At 57.7% G+C, this 16,882-nt stretch carries 12 protein-coding genes and 3 tRNA genes; 13 read left to right on the top strand and 2 right to left on the bottom strand.

The window, feature by feature from the left end; genetic code table 11:
* Positions 1-108: 108 nt before the first annotated feature.
* The 4 genes from BLP65_RS12445 to clpX all read left to right on the top strand — a co-directional run bounded on the left by BLP65_RS12445 (position 109) and on the right by clpX (position 3,678).
* Positions 109-193: transfer RNA gene (locus BLP65_RS12445), tRNA-Leu, on the top strand.
* A gap of 114 nt (positions 194-307) precedes the next feature.
* Positions 308-1,609 carry a trigger factor gene (gene tig / locus BLP65_RS12440; protein ID WP_092997670.1) on the top strand — a complete coding sequence of 434 codons (1,302 nt, stop codon included), beginning with the start codon at positions 308-310 and terminating at the stop codon, positions 1,607-1,609.
* 25 nt (positions 1,610-1,634) lie between these two features.
* Complete coding sequence (gene clpP / locus BLP65_RS12435; protein WP_092997667.1) at positions 1,635-2,288, top strand: ATP-dependent Clp endopeptidase proteolytic subunit ClpP; 654 nt, start codon at positions 1,635-1,637, stop codon at positions 2,286-2,288.
* Between the two features lie 109 nt (positions 2,289-2,397).
* Positions 2,398-3,678, top strand: coding sequence for an ATP-dependent Clp protease ATP-binding subunit ClpX (gene clpX / locus BLP65_RS12430; RefSeq protein ID WP_092997664.1), 1,281 nt, complete (start codon positions 2,398-2,400; stop codon positions 3,676-3,678).
* Between the two features lie 45 nt (positions 3,679-3,723).
* Here clpX and BLP65_RS16975 read toward each other — a convergent pair whose 3' ends face one another.
* Positions 3,724-4,047: a hypothetical protein gene (locus BLP65_RS16975; RefSeq protein WP_092997661.1), complete on the bottom strand. Its 324-nt coding sequence runs from the start codon at positions 4,045-4,047 to the stop codon at positions 3,724-3,726.
* A 133-nt stretch (positions 4,048-4,180) separates the two neighbouring features.
* Here BLP65_RS16975 and lon point away from each other — a divergent pair, with 133 nt between their 5' ends.
* From lon to BLP65_RS12395, 6 genes are all read left to right on the top strand, one after another.
* On the top strand, positions 4,181-6,601 hold the full coding sequence (gene lon / locus BLP65_RS12420; RefSeq protein WP_092997658.1) for an endopeptidase La: 2,421 nt from the start codon (positions 4,181-4,183) through the stop codon (positions 6,599-6,601).
* A gap of 243 nt (positions 6,602-6,844) precedes the next feature.
* Entirely contained in the window at positions 6,845-7,117 is a 273-nt protein-coding gene (locus BLP65_RS12415) for an HU family DNA-binding protein (protein WP_092997655.1), read from the top strand.
* Positions 7,118-7,132: 15 nt separating this feature from the next.
* Positions 7,133-7,208, top strand: a tRNA-Val gene (locus BLP65_RS12410).
* 13 nt (positions 7,209-7,221) lie between these two features.
* A tRNA-Asp gene (locus BLP65_RS12405) sits at positions 7,222-7,298 on the top strand.
* 162 nt (positions 7,299-7,460) lie between these two features.
* A complete protein-coding gene (locus BLP65_RS12400; protein WP_175452560.1) occupies positions 7,461-9,362 on the top strand; it encodes a SurA N-terminal domain-containing protein in 1,902 nt (633 codons plus the stop codon).
* Positions 9,363-9,569: 207 nt separating this feature from the next.
* Positions 9,570-10,877 (top strand): dicarboxylate/amino acid:cation symporter, encoded by a 1,308-nt coding sequence (locus tag BLP65_RS12395; RefSeq protein WP_175452559.1) that lies wholly within the window; start codon positions 9,570-9,572, stop codon positions 10,875-10,877.
* 100 nt (positions 10,878-10,977) lie between these two features.
* Here BLP65_RS12395 and BLP65_RS12390 read toward each other — a convergent pair whose 3' ends face one another.
* Positions 10,978-12,291, bottom strand: a complete 1,314-nt coding sequence (locus BLP65_RS12390) for an enoyl ACP reductase FabMG family protein (protein ID WP_092997649.1) — start codon at positions 12,289-12,291, stop codon at positions 10,978-10,980.
* 567 nt (positions 12,292-12,858) lie between these two features.
* Here BLP65_RS12390 and BLP65_RS12380 point away from each other — a divergent pair.
* The 3 genes from BLP65_RS12380 (at position 12,859) to BLP65_RS12370 (ending at position 16,825) form a co-directional block, all read left to right on the top strand.
* Positions 12,859-14,667, top strand: a complete 1,809-nt coding sequence (locus BLP65_RS12380) for an extracellular solute-binding protein (RefSeq protein ID WP_092997643.1) — start codon at positions 12,859-12,861, stop codon at positions 14,665-14,667.
* Positions 14,667-15,716 carry a microcin C ABC transporter permease YejB gene (locus BLP65_RS12375; protein ID WP_092997640.1) on the top strand — a complete coding sequence of 350 codons (1,050 nt, stop codon included), beginning with the start codon at positions 14,667-14,669 and terminating at the stop codon, positions 15,714-15,716. The genes BLP65_RS12380 and BLP65_RS12375 overlap by 1 nt, the downstream gene beginning before the upstream one ends.
* Before the next feature lie 92 nt (positions 15,717-15,808).
* Positions 15,809-16,825 (top strand): ABC transporter permease, encoded by a 1,017-nt coding sequence (locus tag BLP65_RS12370; RefSeq protein WP_092997637.1) that lies wholly within the window; start codon positions 15,809-15,811, stop codon positions 16,823-16,825.
* The last annotated feature ends 57 nt before the right edge of the window (positions 16,826-16,882 follow it).

Raw genomic sequence — 16,882 nt, 5'->3', positions numbered from 1 at the left:
CGCGAGGGGTCTTTGCTTTTTAGATGCCACTATCCATGCGGTTATGCGCGGAAACGTACGCCCCCTGTCCGTGCACCCCTTTCTCTTTGTATAATCCCCGGAATTTTAGCGAAAGTGGCGGAATTGGTAGACGCGCTGGATTTAGGTTCCAGTGGGGCAACCCGTGGGAGTTCGAGTCTCCCCTTTCGCACCATACATCAGGGTCGGGGTGGTATATCTGCCTCGAACACGTTTTATGTGATTCCCAGGTGAAGTTTTTTCAGTCGGTTTTCACACTATCGAATTGTAGAAATGTCAAGGAGTTAAGATGCAGGTTTCAGTAGAAGCGACTGGCGGACTCGAGCGCCGCATGACCGTTGACATCCCCGAGGAGCAGATTTCCCGGGAGGTCGACAAGCGCCTCCAGCAAATGGCGCGCACCACCCGCATCAAGGGTTTCCGGCCCGGTAAGGTGCCAATGAAAGTGATCAAAACCCGCTACGGCGACCAGGTCCGCCAGGAAGTCCTCGGGGAAGTGGTGCAATCCAGCTTCTATGAAGCCGTGGGCCAGGAGAACCTTCGTCCCGCAGGGCATCCCCGGGTGGAGCCGAAGGAGGGCGACGAAAATCAGGAAGGGTTTGCCTACACGGCCACTTTCGAGGTGATGCCCGAGATCGAGCCTGCCCCCGTGGAAGGTGTCGAGGTCGACAAGGTGACCTCCGAGGTGACCGATGCCGATGTCGAGAAGATGCTGGAAACCCTGCGCAAACAGAACGCCGACTGGGTGAAGGTTGACCGCGAAGCCGGCGACGGTGATCGGGTGGTGATTGACTTCAAGGGCACCATTGATGGTGAGCCCTTCGAGGGTGGGGAGGGCGAGAATGTCCCGGTGACCATTGACAGCGGCCGTATGATTCCCGGTTTCGAGGAAGGGCTGAAGGGTGCGAAGGCGGGTGAGGAGCGCACACTCGATCTTACTTTCCCGGACGACTATGGTTATAAGGAAGTAGCCGGTAAGCCGGCCCAGTTCCAGGTCAAAATCCATGCGGTCGAGCAGCCCAATCTCCCGGAGATCGACGACGAGTTCGCCAAGCGTTTCGGAGTCGAGAGCGCCGAGGCCCTCAAAAAGGAAGTGCGCGACAACATGGAGCGCGAGCTTGAACAAACCCTGAAGGCCCGGGTCAAACAGCAGGTGATGGACAAGCTGGTCGAGCTGAATGACGTAGAGATTCCCAAGGCACTGATTGAAAACGAAAGTCAGGCGCTTCTTGAGCAGATGCGGCAAAACATGCAGGTTCCACAGGGCAAGCAGGGTCCGGACCTATCCCCATCCATGTTCGAGGAGCAGGCCGCCAAGCGTGTGACCCTCGGTCTGATTCTGGCCGAAATCATCAAGCGCAATGAACTCAAGGCGGAACCCGAACAGGTGCGGGCAGCGGTCGAGAAGATTGCGGCCAGTTACGAGAAGCCGGAAGAGGTGCGTAGCTGGTACTTCGGTGATCAGCGTCGTCTCGGCGAGGTGGAGTCGGCAGTGCTTGAAGATCGTGTCGTGGACTGGTTCCTGGAACAGGCGAAAGTCACCGAGGAGTCCAAGGGCTTCGACGAACTCATGAACCCTCAGCAGCAATGAAAAAACTCTAAAGGGACACGAAATAATGACCGATAACAACACCATGAGCCAACAGCATTCGATTTCCAATGTGGGTCTTGTACCCATGGTAGTGGAGCAGACCTCGCGTGGTGAGCGCGCTTACGACATCTATTCCAGGCTGCTCAAGGAACGAGTCATTTTCATGGTGGGGCCGGTCGAGGATTACTCGGCGAACCTGCTGGTAGCCCAGCTGCTGTTCCTGGAGTCTGAAAACCCGGATAAGGACATCCATCTCTACATCAATTCGCCGGGCGGTGCGGTTACCGCCGGGCTTTCGATCTATGACACGATGCAGTTCATTAAACCGGATGTGAGCACCCTGTGCATCGGGCAGGCGGCCAGCATGGGGGCGATCCTTCTTGCCGGCGGCGCTGAGGGCAAGCGCTATGCGTTACCCAACTCCCGCGTGATGATCCATCAGCCTCTGGGTGGCTTCCAGGGCCAGGCTACCGACTTCGAGATCCACGCCAAGGAGATTCTGGACACGCGCGCACGACTCAACGGTATCCTGGCCAAGCACACCAAACAGCCGCTCGAACGCATTCAGGCGGATACCGAGCGCGACAACTTCATGAGCGGTGAGGCGGCCATCGAGTATGGGTTGATTGATAGCGTACTCGAAAATCGCGAAACGACCCTCTCGACGGCGGGTAAATGACCCGGCGCCGGGCGGAAACAATAACATAGTAAGCAGGTCGGGCTTGAAAAATGAGCTCTGACTGTGCATGTTGTAAGACAGATACCCGGCATTCGGATGGGATAGGCTGATGAGCGACGAGAGTAAAAATACGGGCGAAGACAATGGCAAGCTGCTGTACTGCTCTTTTTGTGGAAAGAGCCAGCACGAGGTGCGGAAGCTGATCGCCGGTCCGTCCGTCTTCATCTGCGATGAGTGCGTTGAGCTTTGCAACGACATTATCCGCGAAGAGGTGCAGGAGGACGCTACCGGCACTTCACGGAGCAAACTGCCTACACCGCATGAGATCAATGACAGTCTCGATGAGTACGTGATCGGCCAGAAGCGGGCCAAAAAGGTACTCTCTGTAGCGGTATACAACCACTACAAACGCCTCGAGGCCGGCCTCAAGAAGGACGAGGTCGAGCTGTCCAAGAGCAATATTCTCCTGATTGGTCCCACCGGTAGTGGCAAAACCCTGCTGGCGGAGACCTTGGCGCGGTTGCTGAATGTACCGTTCACCATTGCCGACGCCACCACCCTGACCGAAGCGGGTTATGTCGGTGAGGATGTGGAGAATATTATCCAGAAGTTGCTGCAGAAGTGCGATTACGACGTTGAGAAGGCACAGAACGGCATCGTTTACATCGATGAGATCGACAAGATTTCCCGCAAGTCGGACAACCCCTCGATCACCCGGGATGTCTCCGGCGAGGGTGTACAGCAGGCGCTGCTGAAGCTGATCGAGGGAACTGTCGCATCGGTGCCGCCGCAGGGTGGCCGCAAGCATCCGCAGCAGGAATTCCTCCAGGTGGATACCAGCAGCATGCTGTTCATCTGCGGTGGCGCGTTCGCCGGACTCGACAAGGTGATCCGCGATCGCTCCGAAAAGGGTGGTATCGGCTTTTCCGCCGAGGTGAAAAGCAAGGCCACCGCAAGGAGCGCGAGCGAGGTCATCCAGAGTGTCGAGCCGGAAGACCTGGTCAAATACGGACTGATCCCGGAATTTGTGGGACGCTTGCCGGTCCACGCCACACTTGAGGAGTTGGACGAGGACGCGCTGGTTCAGATCCTCACCGAGCCGAAGAATGCGCTCTCCAAGCAGTACACCAAGCTGTTCGAGATGGAGGGTGTGGAGTTCGAGTTGCGTGAGGATGCACTGATGGCGGTAGCGCGGAAGGCCATGCAGCGCAAGACCGGCGCCCGCGGACTCCGTTCGATCCTCGAGTCGGTGCTGCTGGATATCATGTACGACCTTCCTTCCATGGAAGGGGTCAGCAAGGTTGTCATCGACAATGGCGTGATTTCCGGCGAATCGGAACCGCTTCTTATCTACAAGGGCTCGGAAAAGTCGGCCGCGGCTACCGACTGAGCGGAACGTAATATCCGCAACAGAGTCCAATCAAGGGCCGGCCGGTCAAGCCGGCCCTTTTTTTAACCCCTGATCCTTGCGATCCTTTGGTGAATTGTGAATCCTTTGGATCAGTTGGTGTACTGTTGCATGCTTGGCGGTGCTTTCAGCGAGCCGCTGGCCGGTCAGTTGCAAGGCGCGTTTCGCAGGGAATGGCGCGCCCTTTCCAAGAAACGTAACGCCGCAGATGGCCGGCCAGCGGCTCGCCCGAAGGGAGCCCCCCAAAAACGCCATTACGGCGTTGCAGCGCTTGACAAGGGAACAACCATTGCCTGCGCGCTGCGCCTTGTCCTGACGTTTTTGGGGGGCTCTGAAAGTATCGCCAAGCATGCAACAGTACACTAGTGCCTTGATTCTTCCGTTGGCTGTCCCAAAGTATTCAATAGTGAAGTAACTTACTCAGGTTTAATTGGCACGGCTCCGCTGTAGAGAAACGAGCCGTGACCCTCGAAGAGGTGCCTCAATGACGGACAAGATTTCCGAAGTGACCGACCAGATGCGCTCCATGCCTGTCCTGCCGTTGCGGGATGTGGTGGTCTATCCGCATATGGTGATTCCGCTCTTCGTCGGCCGCGACAAGTCCATCAAAGCCCTTGAGGCGGCCATGGCAGACGATAAGGAAATCCTGCTGGTCGCTCAAAAGAGTGCCGGGGAGGATGACCCGACCCAGGACGATATCTATCGGATCGGTACCGTCTCCAACATTCTGCAGTTGCTGAAACTTCCGGATGGGACTGTGAAAGTGTTGGTCGAAGGTGACCAGCGGGCAAAAATCTCCCATTTCCTGCCCAATGAGGAGTTCTTTACCGCACAGGTGGAGATGCTCGAATCGGAACCGCTGGATGAGCGGGAAGGGGAGGTACTCTCACGATCGGTGCTGAACCAGTTCGATCAGTACGTGAAGCTGAACAAAAAGGTTCCGCCGGAGGTGCTGACTTCCCTGTCGGGGATTGAGGATACCCACCGGCTGGTGGATACCATCGCTGCCCACATGTCGCTGAAGATCGATGAGAAACAGGAGATCCTGGAGATCACCGATCTGCGCGACCGCTTCGAATATCTGCTTGGTGTGATCGAGTCCGAGCTGGATCTGCTTCAGGTAGAAAAGCGCATCCGTGGCCGCGTCAAGCGCCAGATGGAGAAGAGCCAGCGCGAGTACTATCTCAACGAACAGATGAAGGCCATTCAGAAGGAATTGGGTGAGATGGAGGATGCACCCAACGAGATCGAGGACCTGGAAAACAAGATCGAGAAGGCGGGCATGACCAAGGAGGCCAAGGAGAAGGCCACCGCCGAAATGAACAAGCTGAAGATGATGTCGCCCATGTCTGCCGAAGCAACGGTGGTGCGCAACTACATCGATTGGCTGGTGTCGGTGCCCTGGAAGAAGAAGACCCGCGTGCGCCACGACCTGGCCCAGGCCGAAGAGGTGCTGGATGCGGACCATTACGGGCTGGAGAAGGTCAAGGAGCGCATCCTCGAGTATCTGGCTGTTCAGCAGCGTGTCAGGAAGCTCAAGGGCCCGATCCTCTGCCTGGTGGGGCCGCCGGGGGTGGGTAAGACCTCCCTTGGACAGTCCATTGCCCGAGCCACGAACCGCAAATTCCTGCGCATGAGCCTGGGTGGTGTGCGTGACGAGGCGGAGATCCGGGGGCATCGCCGGACCTATATCGGTTCGCTGCCTGGCAAGATTATCCAGAACCTGGCGAAGGCGGAGAGCCGGAACCCGCTGTTTCTACTCGATGAAATCGACAAGATGGCCATGGACTTCCGCGGTGATCCGGCTTCTGCGCTGCTGGAGGTGCTGGACCCCGAGCAGAATCACACGTTCAACGATCACTATCTGGAAGTGGACTATGACCTTTCGGACGTGATGTTCGTCGCAACCTCCAACTCCATGAATATTCCCGGTCCGCTGCTTGACCGAATGGAAGTGATTCGCCTTGCCGGTTATACAGAGGAAGAGAAGCTCAATATCGCCAAGCGCTATCTTGTGCCGAAGGAGCTGAAAGCCAATGGCGTGAAGGAGGATGAACTGGAGATCACCGACGATGGTCTCTACGGTATTATCCGCCATTACACCCGTGAGGCCGGAGTTCGCAACCTGCAGCGGGAGATCGCGAAAGTCTGCCGCAAGGTGGTCAAGGAAATCCAGCTGCAGCCCAAGGAAAAGAAGGTGGTGGTGAACGGGGAAAATCTTAACGATTTTCTCGGGGTGCGCCGCTTCCGTTACGGGCTCGCTGAAGAGGCCGATCGGGTCGGCCAGGTGACCGGTCTGGCATGGACCGAGGTTGGGGGCGAGTTGCTTTCTATCGAGACAGCGGTAATGCCCGGCAAAGGCAAGAATGCCGTCACCGGTCAGTTGGGCGACGTGATGAAGGAGTCGATTCAGGCCGCAATGAGTGTGGTCCGCAGCCGTGCCCGGATGCTCGGTATTGATCCGGATTTCTATGAAAAAAATGACATCCACATCCATGTGCCCGAGGGCGCGATCCCGAAGGATGGCCCATCGGCTGGTGTCGGCATGTGTACCGCTCTGGTGTCGGCGTTGACTGGCATCCCGGTGCGTGCCGATGTCGCTATGACTGGCGAGATCACGCTGCGGGGCGAGGTGCTGCCTATCGGGGGCCTCAAGGAGAAGCTGCTTGCGGCCCATCGCGGTGGGATCAAGACCGTGATTATCCCTGAGGAGAACGAACGCAACCTCGAAGAGGTCCCGGACAACATCAAAGAAAAGCTGGAAATTTGTCCCGCCAACTGGATCGATCAGGTCCTGGATATTGCCTTGGCGCACAAGCCGGAACCTCTCCCTGAAAAGGAAGAGGTGGAACTGGTCGAGCAGAAAGGGAAATCCGGAGACCCGAAAACGGTCCATACGCACTAGGAATCTGCTAAGGAAGGACCATCGGGGCCGCTCATCGCGGCCCCGGCTACAACGGAATCCGTTAACATCGCCTCAAAGGCTGGAAGGGTTGCTTGACACGTCTTGAAGCCAGTTGGTATAAAACTGCGGTGTCGCGTAGCCGCCCAATGGGGAAAATGAGGCGGTGTTTTTTTTTCAGGCGGACTTAATCTCGTTTCATTCCGAGACACCGAACTCAAATAATCACAAGGGGAGAGTTATTCTGTGAATAAATCCGAGTTGATCGATGCGGTTGCCGCTGGTGCCGACATTTCCAAAGCGGCCGCAGGTCGTGCAGTAGACGCCATGTTTGACGCCGTGACTGGTGCCCTCAAAAATGGTGAACAGGTCAATCTGGTCGGTTTTGGCACCTTCCTGGTTCGCGAGCGGGCCGCTCGTACAGGCCGCAATCCGCGCACCGGTGAGTCGATTGAAATCGCAGCATCCAAAATGCCCAGCTTCAAGGCTGGCAAAGCGCTTAAGGATGCAGTAAACTAGCGCGCCTTTGGTCCAGGGTGCTTAGCTCAGCTGGGAGAGCATCGCCCTTACAAGGCGAGGGTCGGGGGTTCGATCCCCTCAGCACCCACCAAAATTTGAGTTCAGGAGTGGTAGTTCAGCTGGTTAGAATACCGGCCTGTCACGCCGGGGGTCGCGGGTTCGAGTCCCGTCCACTCCGCCATCGCAAAAAGGGCGCAACTCAGTTGCGCCCTTTTTTTATGCCGTCCATTATCGGCGTGGAAGGCTGCAGCAAACCAAAAATCTGTCACCCGGAGAACACTCCAGGCCTTCTGCGGTCGAATAGGGCAGATTTCCAGATAACCGGATGCAAATCGGAGTACCGATGCTTGATTTAATTCGCCAGAGGGCGCAAGGGTGGATCGCCTGGGTGATCGTTATACTGATTAGTATTCCGTTTGCGCTATGGGGCGTGAACGAGTATTTCGGTGGGGGCCGCGGAGCTCCTGCGGCAGAGGTGGATGGTGTATCCATCTCCCAGGAGCAGCTGCAGCGCGCCTACTACCAGGAGCGACAGCGGCTGCAGGAGCTGATGGGGGACGAGTTTGATCTCGGCCAGTTCCCCGAGGAGCAGATCAGGCAGCAGGTGCTCCAGAAGCTGATCCGGCAGGAACTGCTAACCCAGGCTGCTGCGGAGAATGGACTTAGAGTGTCCGATGCGCATCTGTCGCAGAGTATCCGCAGTATGGAAGCCTTTCAGGGTGATGCCGGCTTCGATCCGGCCCGCTATCAGCAGCTGCTGTCACAGCAAGGCATGCAACCGGCCTATTTCGAATCCCAGGTCCGGCGTGATCTCGTGACCGAGCAGCTCTATCGCGGCTTTGTCACTACGGATTTCATCACGGAGCGCCAGGTAGACGCCTTTTTGCGCGTGCAGAATCAGCAGCGGCACATTGGTTATCTGCAACTGCCGGCGAACACCTTTTCCGACGAGGTCGTTGTGACCGAGGATGAGATAGCCGCTTACTACCAGGAGAACCCTGGGCAATTCATGGTCCCTGAGCGCGTCAAGGTCGCCTATCTGGAGCTGAATCGGGAAGAGCTGGCGTCCGGGTTCGAGGTCGAAGAATCGGTCCTGCGTGCGCGCTATGAAGCCCACGAGGAAAATTATCGCTCACCCGAACAGCGCCGCGCCCGGCACCTTCTGATTGCGGTGGATTCCGACGCGACCGAAGCTGAGGTGCAGGCCGCTGAGAAGAAGGTGCAGGAGATGGTCACCCGGCTGGAAGAGGGTGCGTCCCTGGCGGAATTGGCAAAAGAGTATTCCGATGATATCGGGTCCGCCAGTGATGGGGGTGATCTCGGGTTCTTTGAACGCGGAGCCATGGTTCCGGCTTTCGAGGAAGCGGTATTCGCCATGCAGGAGGGTGAGGTGAGCGAACCGGTTCGCAGTGAATTCGGCTATCACCTCATCGAGCTTGAGACGGTCCGGGAGAGTGAGGTCGAGCCCTACTCGGCGGTTCGCGACCAGATTCGGGAGGATGTGCGTCGTGAACAGGCCGATGAGTATTTTTATGACTTGGCGGATCGGCTGGCGAATCTGACCTATGAGCAGCCGGACTCGCTTGAGCCGGCGGCGGAAGAGCTGGGCCTCGAAATCAGACAGACTGAAGCCTTCCCTCGTCAAGGGGCTGAAGAGGGGGTGGCTGCCAGCCGTGAGTTTGCCGAAGCGGCCTTCAGTGAAGATGTTCTATCGGGGGGCAATAATAGTCAGACCATCGAATTGGATTCGGGAAGCTTGGTGGTCCTGCGGGTTCGCGAACACTTTCCGGCGACCAAAAAGCCACTCGATGAGGTCGGGGAGGATATCCGCTCACTCCTGCGCGAGCAGCAAATGGCCGCACTGGCGGCTGAAAAAGCTGCCAGCCTGGTTGAGCATATCAATGCAGGCGAGGCGCCCTCCGAGGTAGCTGAGGTGGTGGGCCAGGAGTGGCAGGAGATCGCCGCTCTGGAGCGGGATGCTTCGGAGCCAGACCGCTCAATCATCGCTGCGGCATTTGCCATGCCCCGCCCCGGCGGAGATACGCCGACCGCACGTGCCGTTACGCTCGATTCGGGTGATCAGGCCGTTATCGCCCTGTATGGCGTCGAGTCGGGTCAGACCGAGGTTGGGGAGGCGCAGCGGCAACAGGCCCGGCAGGCACTGCGACAGGCCGCGAGCGAGCATATCTACTCGGGACTGGTTGAGGCTCTGCAGAAGCGCGCAGACATAACAAGACCTCAATAGCCCATTGGCGGGCCTCTTGTGGGCAGGGATGCCCGGATGCCTGTAGGTCGTTCAGGCCGTCATCGGGTTACGACGGGCTGAAGCCTGACCTACATCGCTGGCCACGGGGCCAGCACATCCTTTGTTAGTAATAGTAATCCCCTACCTACACTGCCCCTTCCGGATCCGGTATGCTCCACCGGAGTTCGCGATCGAATAGGGGGATTAATGCGGCTGAAGCTTCACTGGCAGATTCTCATTGCGCTGGGCCTGGCGGTTCCCGCTGGCCTTGCTGCCGGCCAGGAAGCGGCCCTGTTCGGCATAACTTTCTATCAGCTATTCGATTTCGTAGGAACGCTGTTCCTGAATGCGCTGAAGATGCTTATCGTTCCCCTGGTAGTGGCTGCAATCATCACCGGAGTGGCCGGTGTTGGTGGTGCGAAGGGATTGGGCCGTCTCGGGTCAAGGACGGTGATTTACTACTTCAGCACGAGTCTGCTGGCCATTCTGGTGGGGTTGGTGCTTGTCAATCTCTTCGCCCCGGGGGTAGTCAACGGCGATCCGGGGGAGGTTTTCGGCTTCAGCGCTGATACCAGCGAGATTGAGGCGCGTGTCGCGGGACGGGGTATGGGAGACGTTGCCGACGTTTTCCTGCGTATGGTACCCGTGAACGTGGTCGCTGCCGCCGCCGATGGCCAGATGCTGGGGCTGATTTTCTTCAGCCTGCTGTTCGGCTACTTCATGACCCGAATCCAGCAGGACTACGCCGACGCCCAATACAATTTTTGGCAGGGCATTTTCCAGACCATGATGGCTATCACCGACTGGGTCATGAAATTCGCCCCTGTCGGTGTCTTTGCGCTGGTTGCCAAGGTGGTGGCGACCACCGGGCTTGAGGCCGTCGGTCCCCTGGTAGCCTTCTTTTTTACGGTTCTCGGCGCGCTCGCCTTTCATTTCCTGGTCACCATGCCGCTGCTGCTGCTGTTCGTGGCACGAGTCAATCCATTGCGTCATTACCAGGCCATGGCACCGGCACTGCTGACGGCTTTCTCCACCGCCTCTTCCGCGGCGACCCTGCCGTTGACCATGGAGTGTGTCGAAAAGAACGCGGGTGTCTCCAACCGCACCAGTAGCGTTGTTCTGCCGCTGGGGTCGACGGTGAACATGGACGGCACGGCGCTTTATGAGTGTGTGGCCGCCATTTTCATTGCCCAGGCCTATGGGCTCGATCTCTCCTTTGCCCAGCAGTTCACGGTCGTGACTCTTGCACTGCTTACCTCGATTGGAGTCGCCGGGATTCCCGCCGCCAGCCTGGTGGCGATCACCATCATCCTTGCAGCAATCGGTTTGCCTGCCGAGGGAATCGGTTTGATCCTGGCCGTGGATCGGATCCTCGATATGACCCGTACGGCGGTAAACACCTTCGGGGACTCCTGTGGCGCGGTTATCATCGGACGCCTGGAAGGCGAGAAGGGGATACTGCAGGGGGAGTCCGACAAGCCTCGGCGGACCGAAGCAGCGGTGGAAGTTGGTTAACCTGGATTTTTTACCACAGAGAACACAGAGAGTTAAAATTCGAAATTGAGTGGTTTCTCTGTGTTCTCTGTGGTTATTTGTGAAAAACGGCTCCTGATTCTCAGTGCATGCTGTTGAGCTGGCGGGCGATGATGTCGTGGTTAAGCCATAGCACCGGACCGTGCGGGCGCGATGCCTCGTGGAAAATCAGCGGGCCGGTCCCTTCGAGAACCAGCGAACTGAGGTGGTCCGTGATAAGCGCCTTCCGATCCTTGTGCAGCTTGGTGATCTCTTCGGATGTGCCGACCATCACCTCCGCCAGTTCTGCCGTATTGTCCATCGGCCAGGCTTCGAAATTGCGGAATTCGGCGATGGTCGGATCGCTGTTATAGGCTTCGATCTTGTCCAGGATCTCCTCGAGCTGTACTCCCTCCTGGAGCAGCTCCTGGCATATGGACCACTGCTCCTTTGCCCAGACGCCGCCATTCTCGCGCTTGAGCGCCTTGAGTAGCGGGAACAGCGACAGCTCTACGCCAACAAAGATGTCGCTCGAATTGGTGCGGATCTCCGGACAGTTGAATACGGTCGCCTTGACGCCCTGCTGCCACGCCGCCTCAGCGTGGCTCTCGAGGCGCATTTTGGCGTAGCCCTGGGTGTAACTGGTATAGGTTTGCCAGTGGTACTCGCCGTCAATCAGGATTTCGGTGCCGTGGTAGCCATAGGCGGTATAACGTGCTTCGCCGCCGGTCTCCGCCAGACGCTTGCGAATGCGGGTGCTGCCCTCGATCAGATATTCGAAGGTATTGGCGGTCACCTCATCGAAATTCATCAGGATCAGTTTGCCGAGATCGCTGTCGAGGAGGGCCCGCGAGGAGAGAAAACGATCACCACGCCCCTTGTAGATCCGGTTGGCGATGGCCAGGAAGACCTTGGTCTTGGGAATACCCCCTGCCATGGTGTGCGCAAAAAACACATTGGCGCCGTCGGGGATCAATCCGTTCAGTTCCTCCATCACGGTTGCCAGTGACGACCTGAAGCGTTCTGTTCCGACCTCGCGGCAGCGCTCGATATGCGCCCAGTCCAGCTTCGCCTCCTGCCAGTTGGAGAGCTTCAGTTCCGCCAGCAGGTCGGTCGGGGTCGGTGTTCCCTCGGGTGCGTCCAGATCAAACCCGGCCATCAGCGGGACGTTGATAATACGTCCGCCCAAGTTGGCTTCGGCCTCCTTCAGTTCCTCATCGGTGAGCGGGCGCAGTTTGTGATCATCATCCCGGCGTCCGACGGTGATGCCGAGGATGGTCATTCCGGCCTTGCGAGCCTCATCGATGAGACCATTGGCATAGCCACGACCAAACAGTTCCCCGAACAGGACGAAGACATCGCCGGATCGGAAGATATTCTCGGTGGGCATTTCACGAAGTGGCGTAAGTGCGGACATAGGCAATTCAGTCAGTTTTTTGCGTTGTTTTAGAATCCAATCCCTTAGGCTCATCATTCCTGCTTCGGGAGAGGCAAGTGAGGCCGCCCTGGGGCGTCCTGTCCCAATCCATCTTTATATCAAAACGGCATTCTCAAGACACTTATCGAGGTCACAGACCGGCGGTTTTCGGGGCGAATCGGGCCATGGAGCATCGCAAGATGCCGGCAGGTTGGCTCCACGGAACATATGGAGGCCGACCTTGCCTAATGCTTGGAAGCTACAGGGGCTGATTTGGTGATCGCTAGTGAAGTGTGTACGTTGAGCACCTTCCCGGTGCACGGAGTTGGCGAAGCTCCAGGTGATGGGCTGGTTGCTGGCCTCACTGGCGATCAGGGCACGTTTACCCCGCAAGAAGCCCATTGGCAAAACTCCTGTTGTTCTGTTTCTCTATACTGACTATCGTGTTAGCCGGACCGGCAGTGCCGGGCCTTCCCCGCGAAGCCGACAATGATACAACCGATACCGACAAAAAACGAGCGCTTGGAAGTTAGGCGGGCACATCTACACTGGGAATATAAGCGGCTGATGTTTCGTATTTTTTTATTGTTGATCGGTCTTTCACTGGCACTTTCCGGAGTCCCCGTTGCCCACGCGGCGGGTGCCCTGGCGCTCGGCTATGAGCCCAAGTACCAGGAAGGATTCAAGCACTTTGATTACGTCAATCCGGATGCACCCCGGGGAGGGCACCTCACGCTCTCGGCGCTTGGCAATTTCAGTAGCCTCAATCCCTTTTTGCTGCGGGGCACCGGAGCGGCAGGGCTCGATCCGCTGGTATTCGAAACGTTGATGGTCTCCAGTCTGGATGAGCCGTTTAGCCAGTACGGGCTCTTGGCGGAAGATGCAGAGCTGGCTGAGGATGGGCTTTCTGTTACCTATCGTCTCAATCCCGAAGCGCGGTTTTCGGACGGTTCGCCCGTCACGGCTGAGGATGTGAAGTTCTCATTCGATACCCTGAAGAGTTCCCAGGCCCACCCGCAATACCGGATTTACTGGTCTGACATCGAGCGTGCGGTCGTGCTCGGTGAGCGCATCCTGCGTTTCGAATTTGTTCGAGTCAATCCCGAACTCCATATGATTGCCGGCCAGATCCCTATCTTTTCGGAACGCTGGGTGGGCGACCGTTCCTTCGATGAGGTGGTGCTGGACGAGCCCGTGGCCAGCGGTCCCTATCGAGTGGAGAGCTATGATCTGGGAAAAAGTATCACTTACCGGCGAAATCCCGATTACTGGGCGGATAATCTCAGCGTGCGGCGCGGCATGTTCAATTTCGAGCGGGTCACGTTCCGGTACTATCGAGATAGCACGGTGCAGCTGGAGGCCTTCAAGGCGGGCGAGTTCGATTTCAACCTGGTGAACAACTCCAAACAGTGGGCTCGGGACTACGTCGGGTCCAAGTTTGAAAACGGTCCCATTCAAAAGACCACTTTCGAACACCAGAATAATGCCGGAATGCAGGGTTTTGCGTTCAACCTGCGCCGTTCGATTTTTCAGGACAAACGCGTTCGTCGGGCCATTACGCTCGCTTTCGACTTTGAATGGGCCAATCGCAACCTGTTCTACGACCAGTATGAACGTTGCGACAGTTACTTCAGCAACTCCGAACTCGCGGCGACGGGAGTGCCGAGCGGGGATGAACTGGCACTGCTGGAGCCGTATCGCGACCAGCTTTCTCCGGAGGTTTTTGCCGGAGAGTGGGAACCACCGAGCGTGGAACCACATGGACTGCGGCAGAATCTGATCGAGGCACAGCGCCTGCTCAACGAGGCCGGCTGGCATTACCGCGACGGGGCCCTGCGCAATGCCGACGGCCGACCGTTCCGCATCGAGTTCATGCTGTTCCAGAAAGGTTTCCTGCGTATTGCCGCGCCGTTTGCCCGAAACCTGGCAAAACTCGGCATCGAAATGAGATACCGCACCGTTGACGCCGCACTGTATGAGCGTCGCGCCAAGAGCTTCGATTTCGATATGATGGTGGCTTCCTTTGGCCAGTCGCAATCGCCGGGCAACGAGCTGATTGGGACTTTTCACTCCCAGTCGGCCGACCAGGAAGGCTCCCGTAACCTCATGGGGATTCAGGACCCGGTGGTGGATGCCTTGGTCGAAAAGGTGGTGTTTGCCCCTGACCGTGACGCGCTGGTCACGGCGGTGCATGCGCTCGATCGGGTCCTGCTGAATGGGGAATACCTGGTCCCCAACTGGTATATAGCGGAGCACCGGGTGGCTTTCAGAAAGTGGCTGGCACATCCGGACACGCTGCCGCTCTACTACAATGCAACCGATTGGGCCCTTGAGACCTGGTGGCTGCCCGAACAACAGAAGGAAACGGGTTCCTGATGGCGGCCTATATCCTCAAACGCATACTTTTGATGCTGCCGACCCTGTTCGGGGTGATGCTCATTACCTTTATGGTGATTCAGTTCGTGCCAGGGGGGCCCGTGGAGCAGCTGGTTCACCAACTTCAGGGACAAGCGGGGGGAGGTGAAGCGGCCGCCGGGACGCAGGGGCTCTACCGGGGTGCCCAGGGGCTCGATCAGCAGCGTGTCGCCGAACTTGAGGAACTCTACGGATTCGATAAACCGCCCTGGGAGCGGTTTGTCGTGATGATGGGTAACTACCTGACATTCGATTTCGGCAAAAGCTTCTTTCACCCGCAATCGGTTATCGACCTGATCATTTCCAAGCTGCCGGTCTCCATCAGTCTGGGTCTGTGGACCTTCCTTCTCACTTATTCGATCTGCATCCCGCTGGGTATCGCCAAGGCGGTGCGCGATGGGACCTCGTTCGACGTAATCACCAGCACCATTATCCTCATCGGTTATGCCATTCCCGGCTTCGTGTTGGGTATCGCCCTTTTGGTACTGCTCGGAGGCGGGAGCTTCCTCGACCTGTTTCCTCTGCGCGGTCTGGTATCCGACAACTGGAGTGAACTGCCCTGGTGGCAGCAGATCCTCGATTATCTGTGGCACATGGTGCTACCGATTACCTCGCTGGTGGTGGGCAGCTTCGCCATCATGACGATGTTGACCAAGAACAGCTTCCTGGAAGAGATCCGCAAGCAATACGTGTTGACCGCCCGTTCCAAGGGACTTGCCGAACGCACCGTGCTGTACAAACATGTCTTTCGGAACGCCACCATACCTTTGGTGACCAACTTTCCGGCGGCGTTTATTGGTGCATTCTTTACCGGCAGTCTGCTCATCGAGACCATCTTTTCCCTGGATGGTCTGGGGCTGCTCTCCTATGAATCGGTCCTGAAGCGTGACTACCCGGTGGTGCTCGGCACGCTCTTCCTGTTCACACTGATGGGGTTGATCGCCAAACTGCTGACCGATATCGCCTATGTGGTGATCGACCCGCGCATCCAGTTCGAGTCCATGCGATGACTGCACGCCCCTCCACTCAGACACGCCCGCCAAATGGCAGCAGTCGGTATGAAGGCGGTGCTGCCGTGCGCAGTAATGGACCCAGCCCGGTGATGCGGGGGCCTTACGCTCGGGCCTGGCGGCGCTTTCGGACCAACCGGCGCGGATACTACAGTCTCTGGCTATTCGTTATTCTGTTCGGGCTAAGTATGTTCGCCGAGTTTCTGTCCAATGACACGCCACTGGTCGTGCACTATCAGGATGCCTACTACTTCCCGGTCTTCCAAACCTACCCGGAGACCACCTTTGGTGGTGATTTTCCCACCGAAGCGGACTACCTGGACCCCTACATCAAGGAAAAGATCACTCGTGGGGAGAACTGGGCGATCTATCCACCGAATCCCTACAGCTACGACACCATCAATTACTGGGCCGACCAGCCCAATCCCGCGCCTCCATCTGCACAGAACCTGTTCGGAACGGATGATCGCGGGCGTGATGTGCTGGCGAGGCTTTTCTACGGGTTCAGGCTATCGGTGATCTTCGCCCTGGCACTGACTGCCATCGGCACCCTGATCGGTATGGTGGCGGGTGCACTGCAGGGGTATTTCGGCGGCAAGGTTGACCTGTTTGCGCAGCGCTTCGTCGAGGTCTGGGGCTCCATGCCCGAACTCTACCTGTTGATTATCTTCGCCTCGATCTTCGAGCCCAGCCTGCTGCTTCTGATCGTGCTGCTTTCACTGTTCGGGTGGATGGGACTGGCCGATTATGTGAGGGCCGAATTCCTCAAGGGGCGCAACATGGATTACGTGAGGGCCGCCCAGGCGCTGGGCGTTCCCAACCGTTCGATTATGGTCCGGCACCTGATGCCCAATGCCATGACACCGGTGATCACTTTCCTCCCGTTTCGGATCAGCGGTGCCATCCTGGCACTGACCAGCCTCGACTTTCTGGGCCTCGGCGTGCCTCCTACGACGCCCAGCCTCGGCGAGTTGCTGTCCCAGGGTAAGGACAATATCGAGGCGTGGTGGTTGTCGCTCAGTACCTTCATGGTGCTGGTAGGCACACTGATGCTGCTGATCTTCATCGGCGAGGCGATTCGCGAGGCCCTGGATCCGCGGCGTGGTTAACTGCAAGAACCGCAAAGGCGCAAAGAGCGCAAAGGTAGATTGAAATTGGGTTACCAA

The sequence above is a fragment of the Thiohalomonas denitrificans genome (genome assembly GCF_900102855.1).
GTDB lineage: Bacteria > Pseudomonadota > Gammaproteobacteria > Thiohalomonadales > Thiohalomonadaceae > Thiohalomonas > Thiohalomonas denitrificans.
The sequence above is the reverse complement of the archived record's forward strand: the minus strand, read 5'-3'. Positions and strand labels throughout refer to the sequence as shown.

Excerpts from the sequence above, each read along its gene's own strand:
- tig (WP_092997670.1), top strand. The coding sequence starts at position 308 with ATGCAGGTTTCAGTAGAAGCGACTGGCGGACTCGAGCGCCGCATGACC.
- clpP (WP_092997667.1), top strand. The coding sequence starts at position 1,635 with ATGACCGATAACAACACCATGAGCCAACAGCATTCGATTTCCAATGTG.
- clpX (WP_092997664.1), top strand. The coding sequence starts at position 2,398 with ATGAGCGACGAGAGTAAAAATACGGGCGAAGACAATGGCAAGCTGCTG.
- BLP65_RS16975 (WP_092997661.1), bottom strand. The coding sequence starts at position 4,047 with ATGCTTGGCGATACTTTCAGAGCCCCCCAAAAACGTCAGGACAAGGCG.
- lon (WP_092997658.1), top strand. The coding sequence starts at position 4,181 with ATGACGGACAAGATTTCCGAAGTGACCGACCAGATGCGCTCCATGCCT.
- BLP65_RS12400 (WP_175452560.1), top strand. The coding sequence starts at position 7,461 with ATGCTTGATTTAATTCGCCAGAGGGCGCAAGGGTGGATCGCCTGGGTG.
- BLP65_RS12395 (WP_175452559.1), top strand. The coding sequence starts at position 9,570 with ATGCGGCTGAAGCTTCACTGGCAGATTCTCATTGCGCTGGGCCTGGCG.
- BLP65_RS12390 (WP_092997649.1), bottom strand. The coding sequence starts at position 12,291 with ATGTCCGCACTTACGCCACTTCGTGAAATGCCCACCGAGAATATCTTC.
- BLP65_RS12380 (WP_092997643.1), top strand. The coding sequence starts at position 12,859 with ATGTTTCGTATTTTTTTATTGTTGATCGGTCTTTCACTGGCACTTTCC.
- BLP65_RS12375 (WP_092997640.1), top strand. The coding sequence starts at position 14,667 with ATGGCGGCCTATATCCTCAAACGCATACTTTTGATGCTGCCGACCCTG.
- BLP65_RS12370 (WP_092997637.1), top strand. The coding sequence starts at position 15,809 with ATGCGGGGGCCTTACGCTCGGGCCTGGCGGCGCTTTCGGACCAACCGG.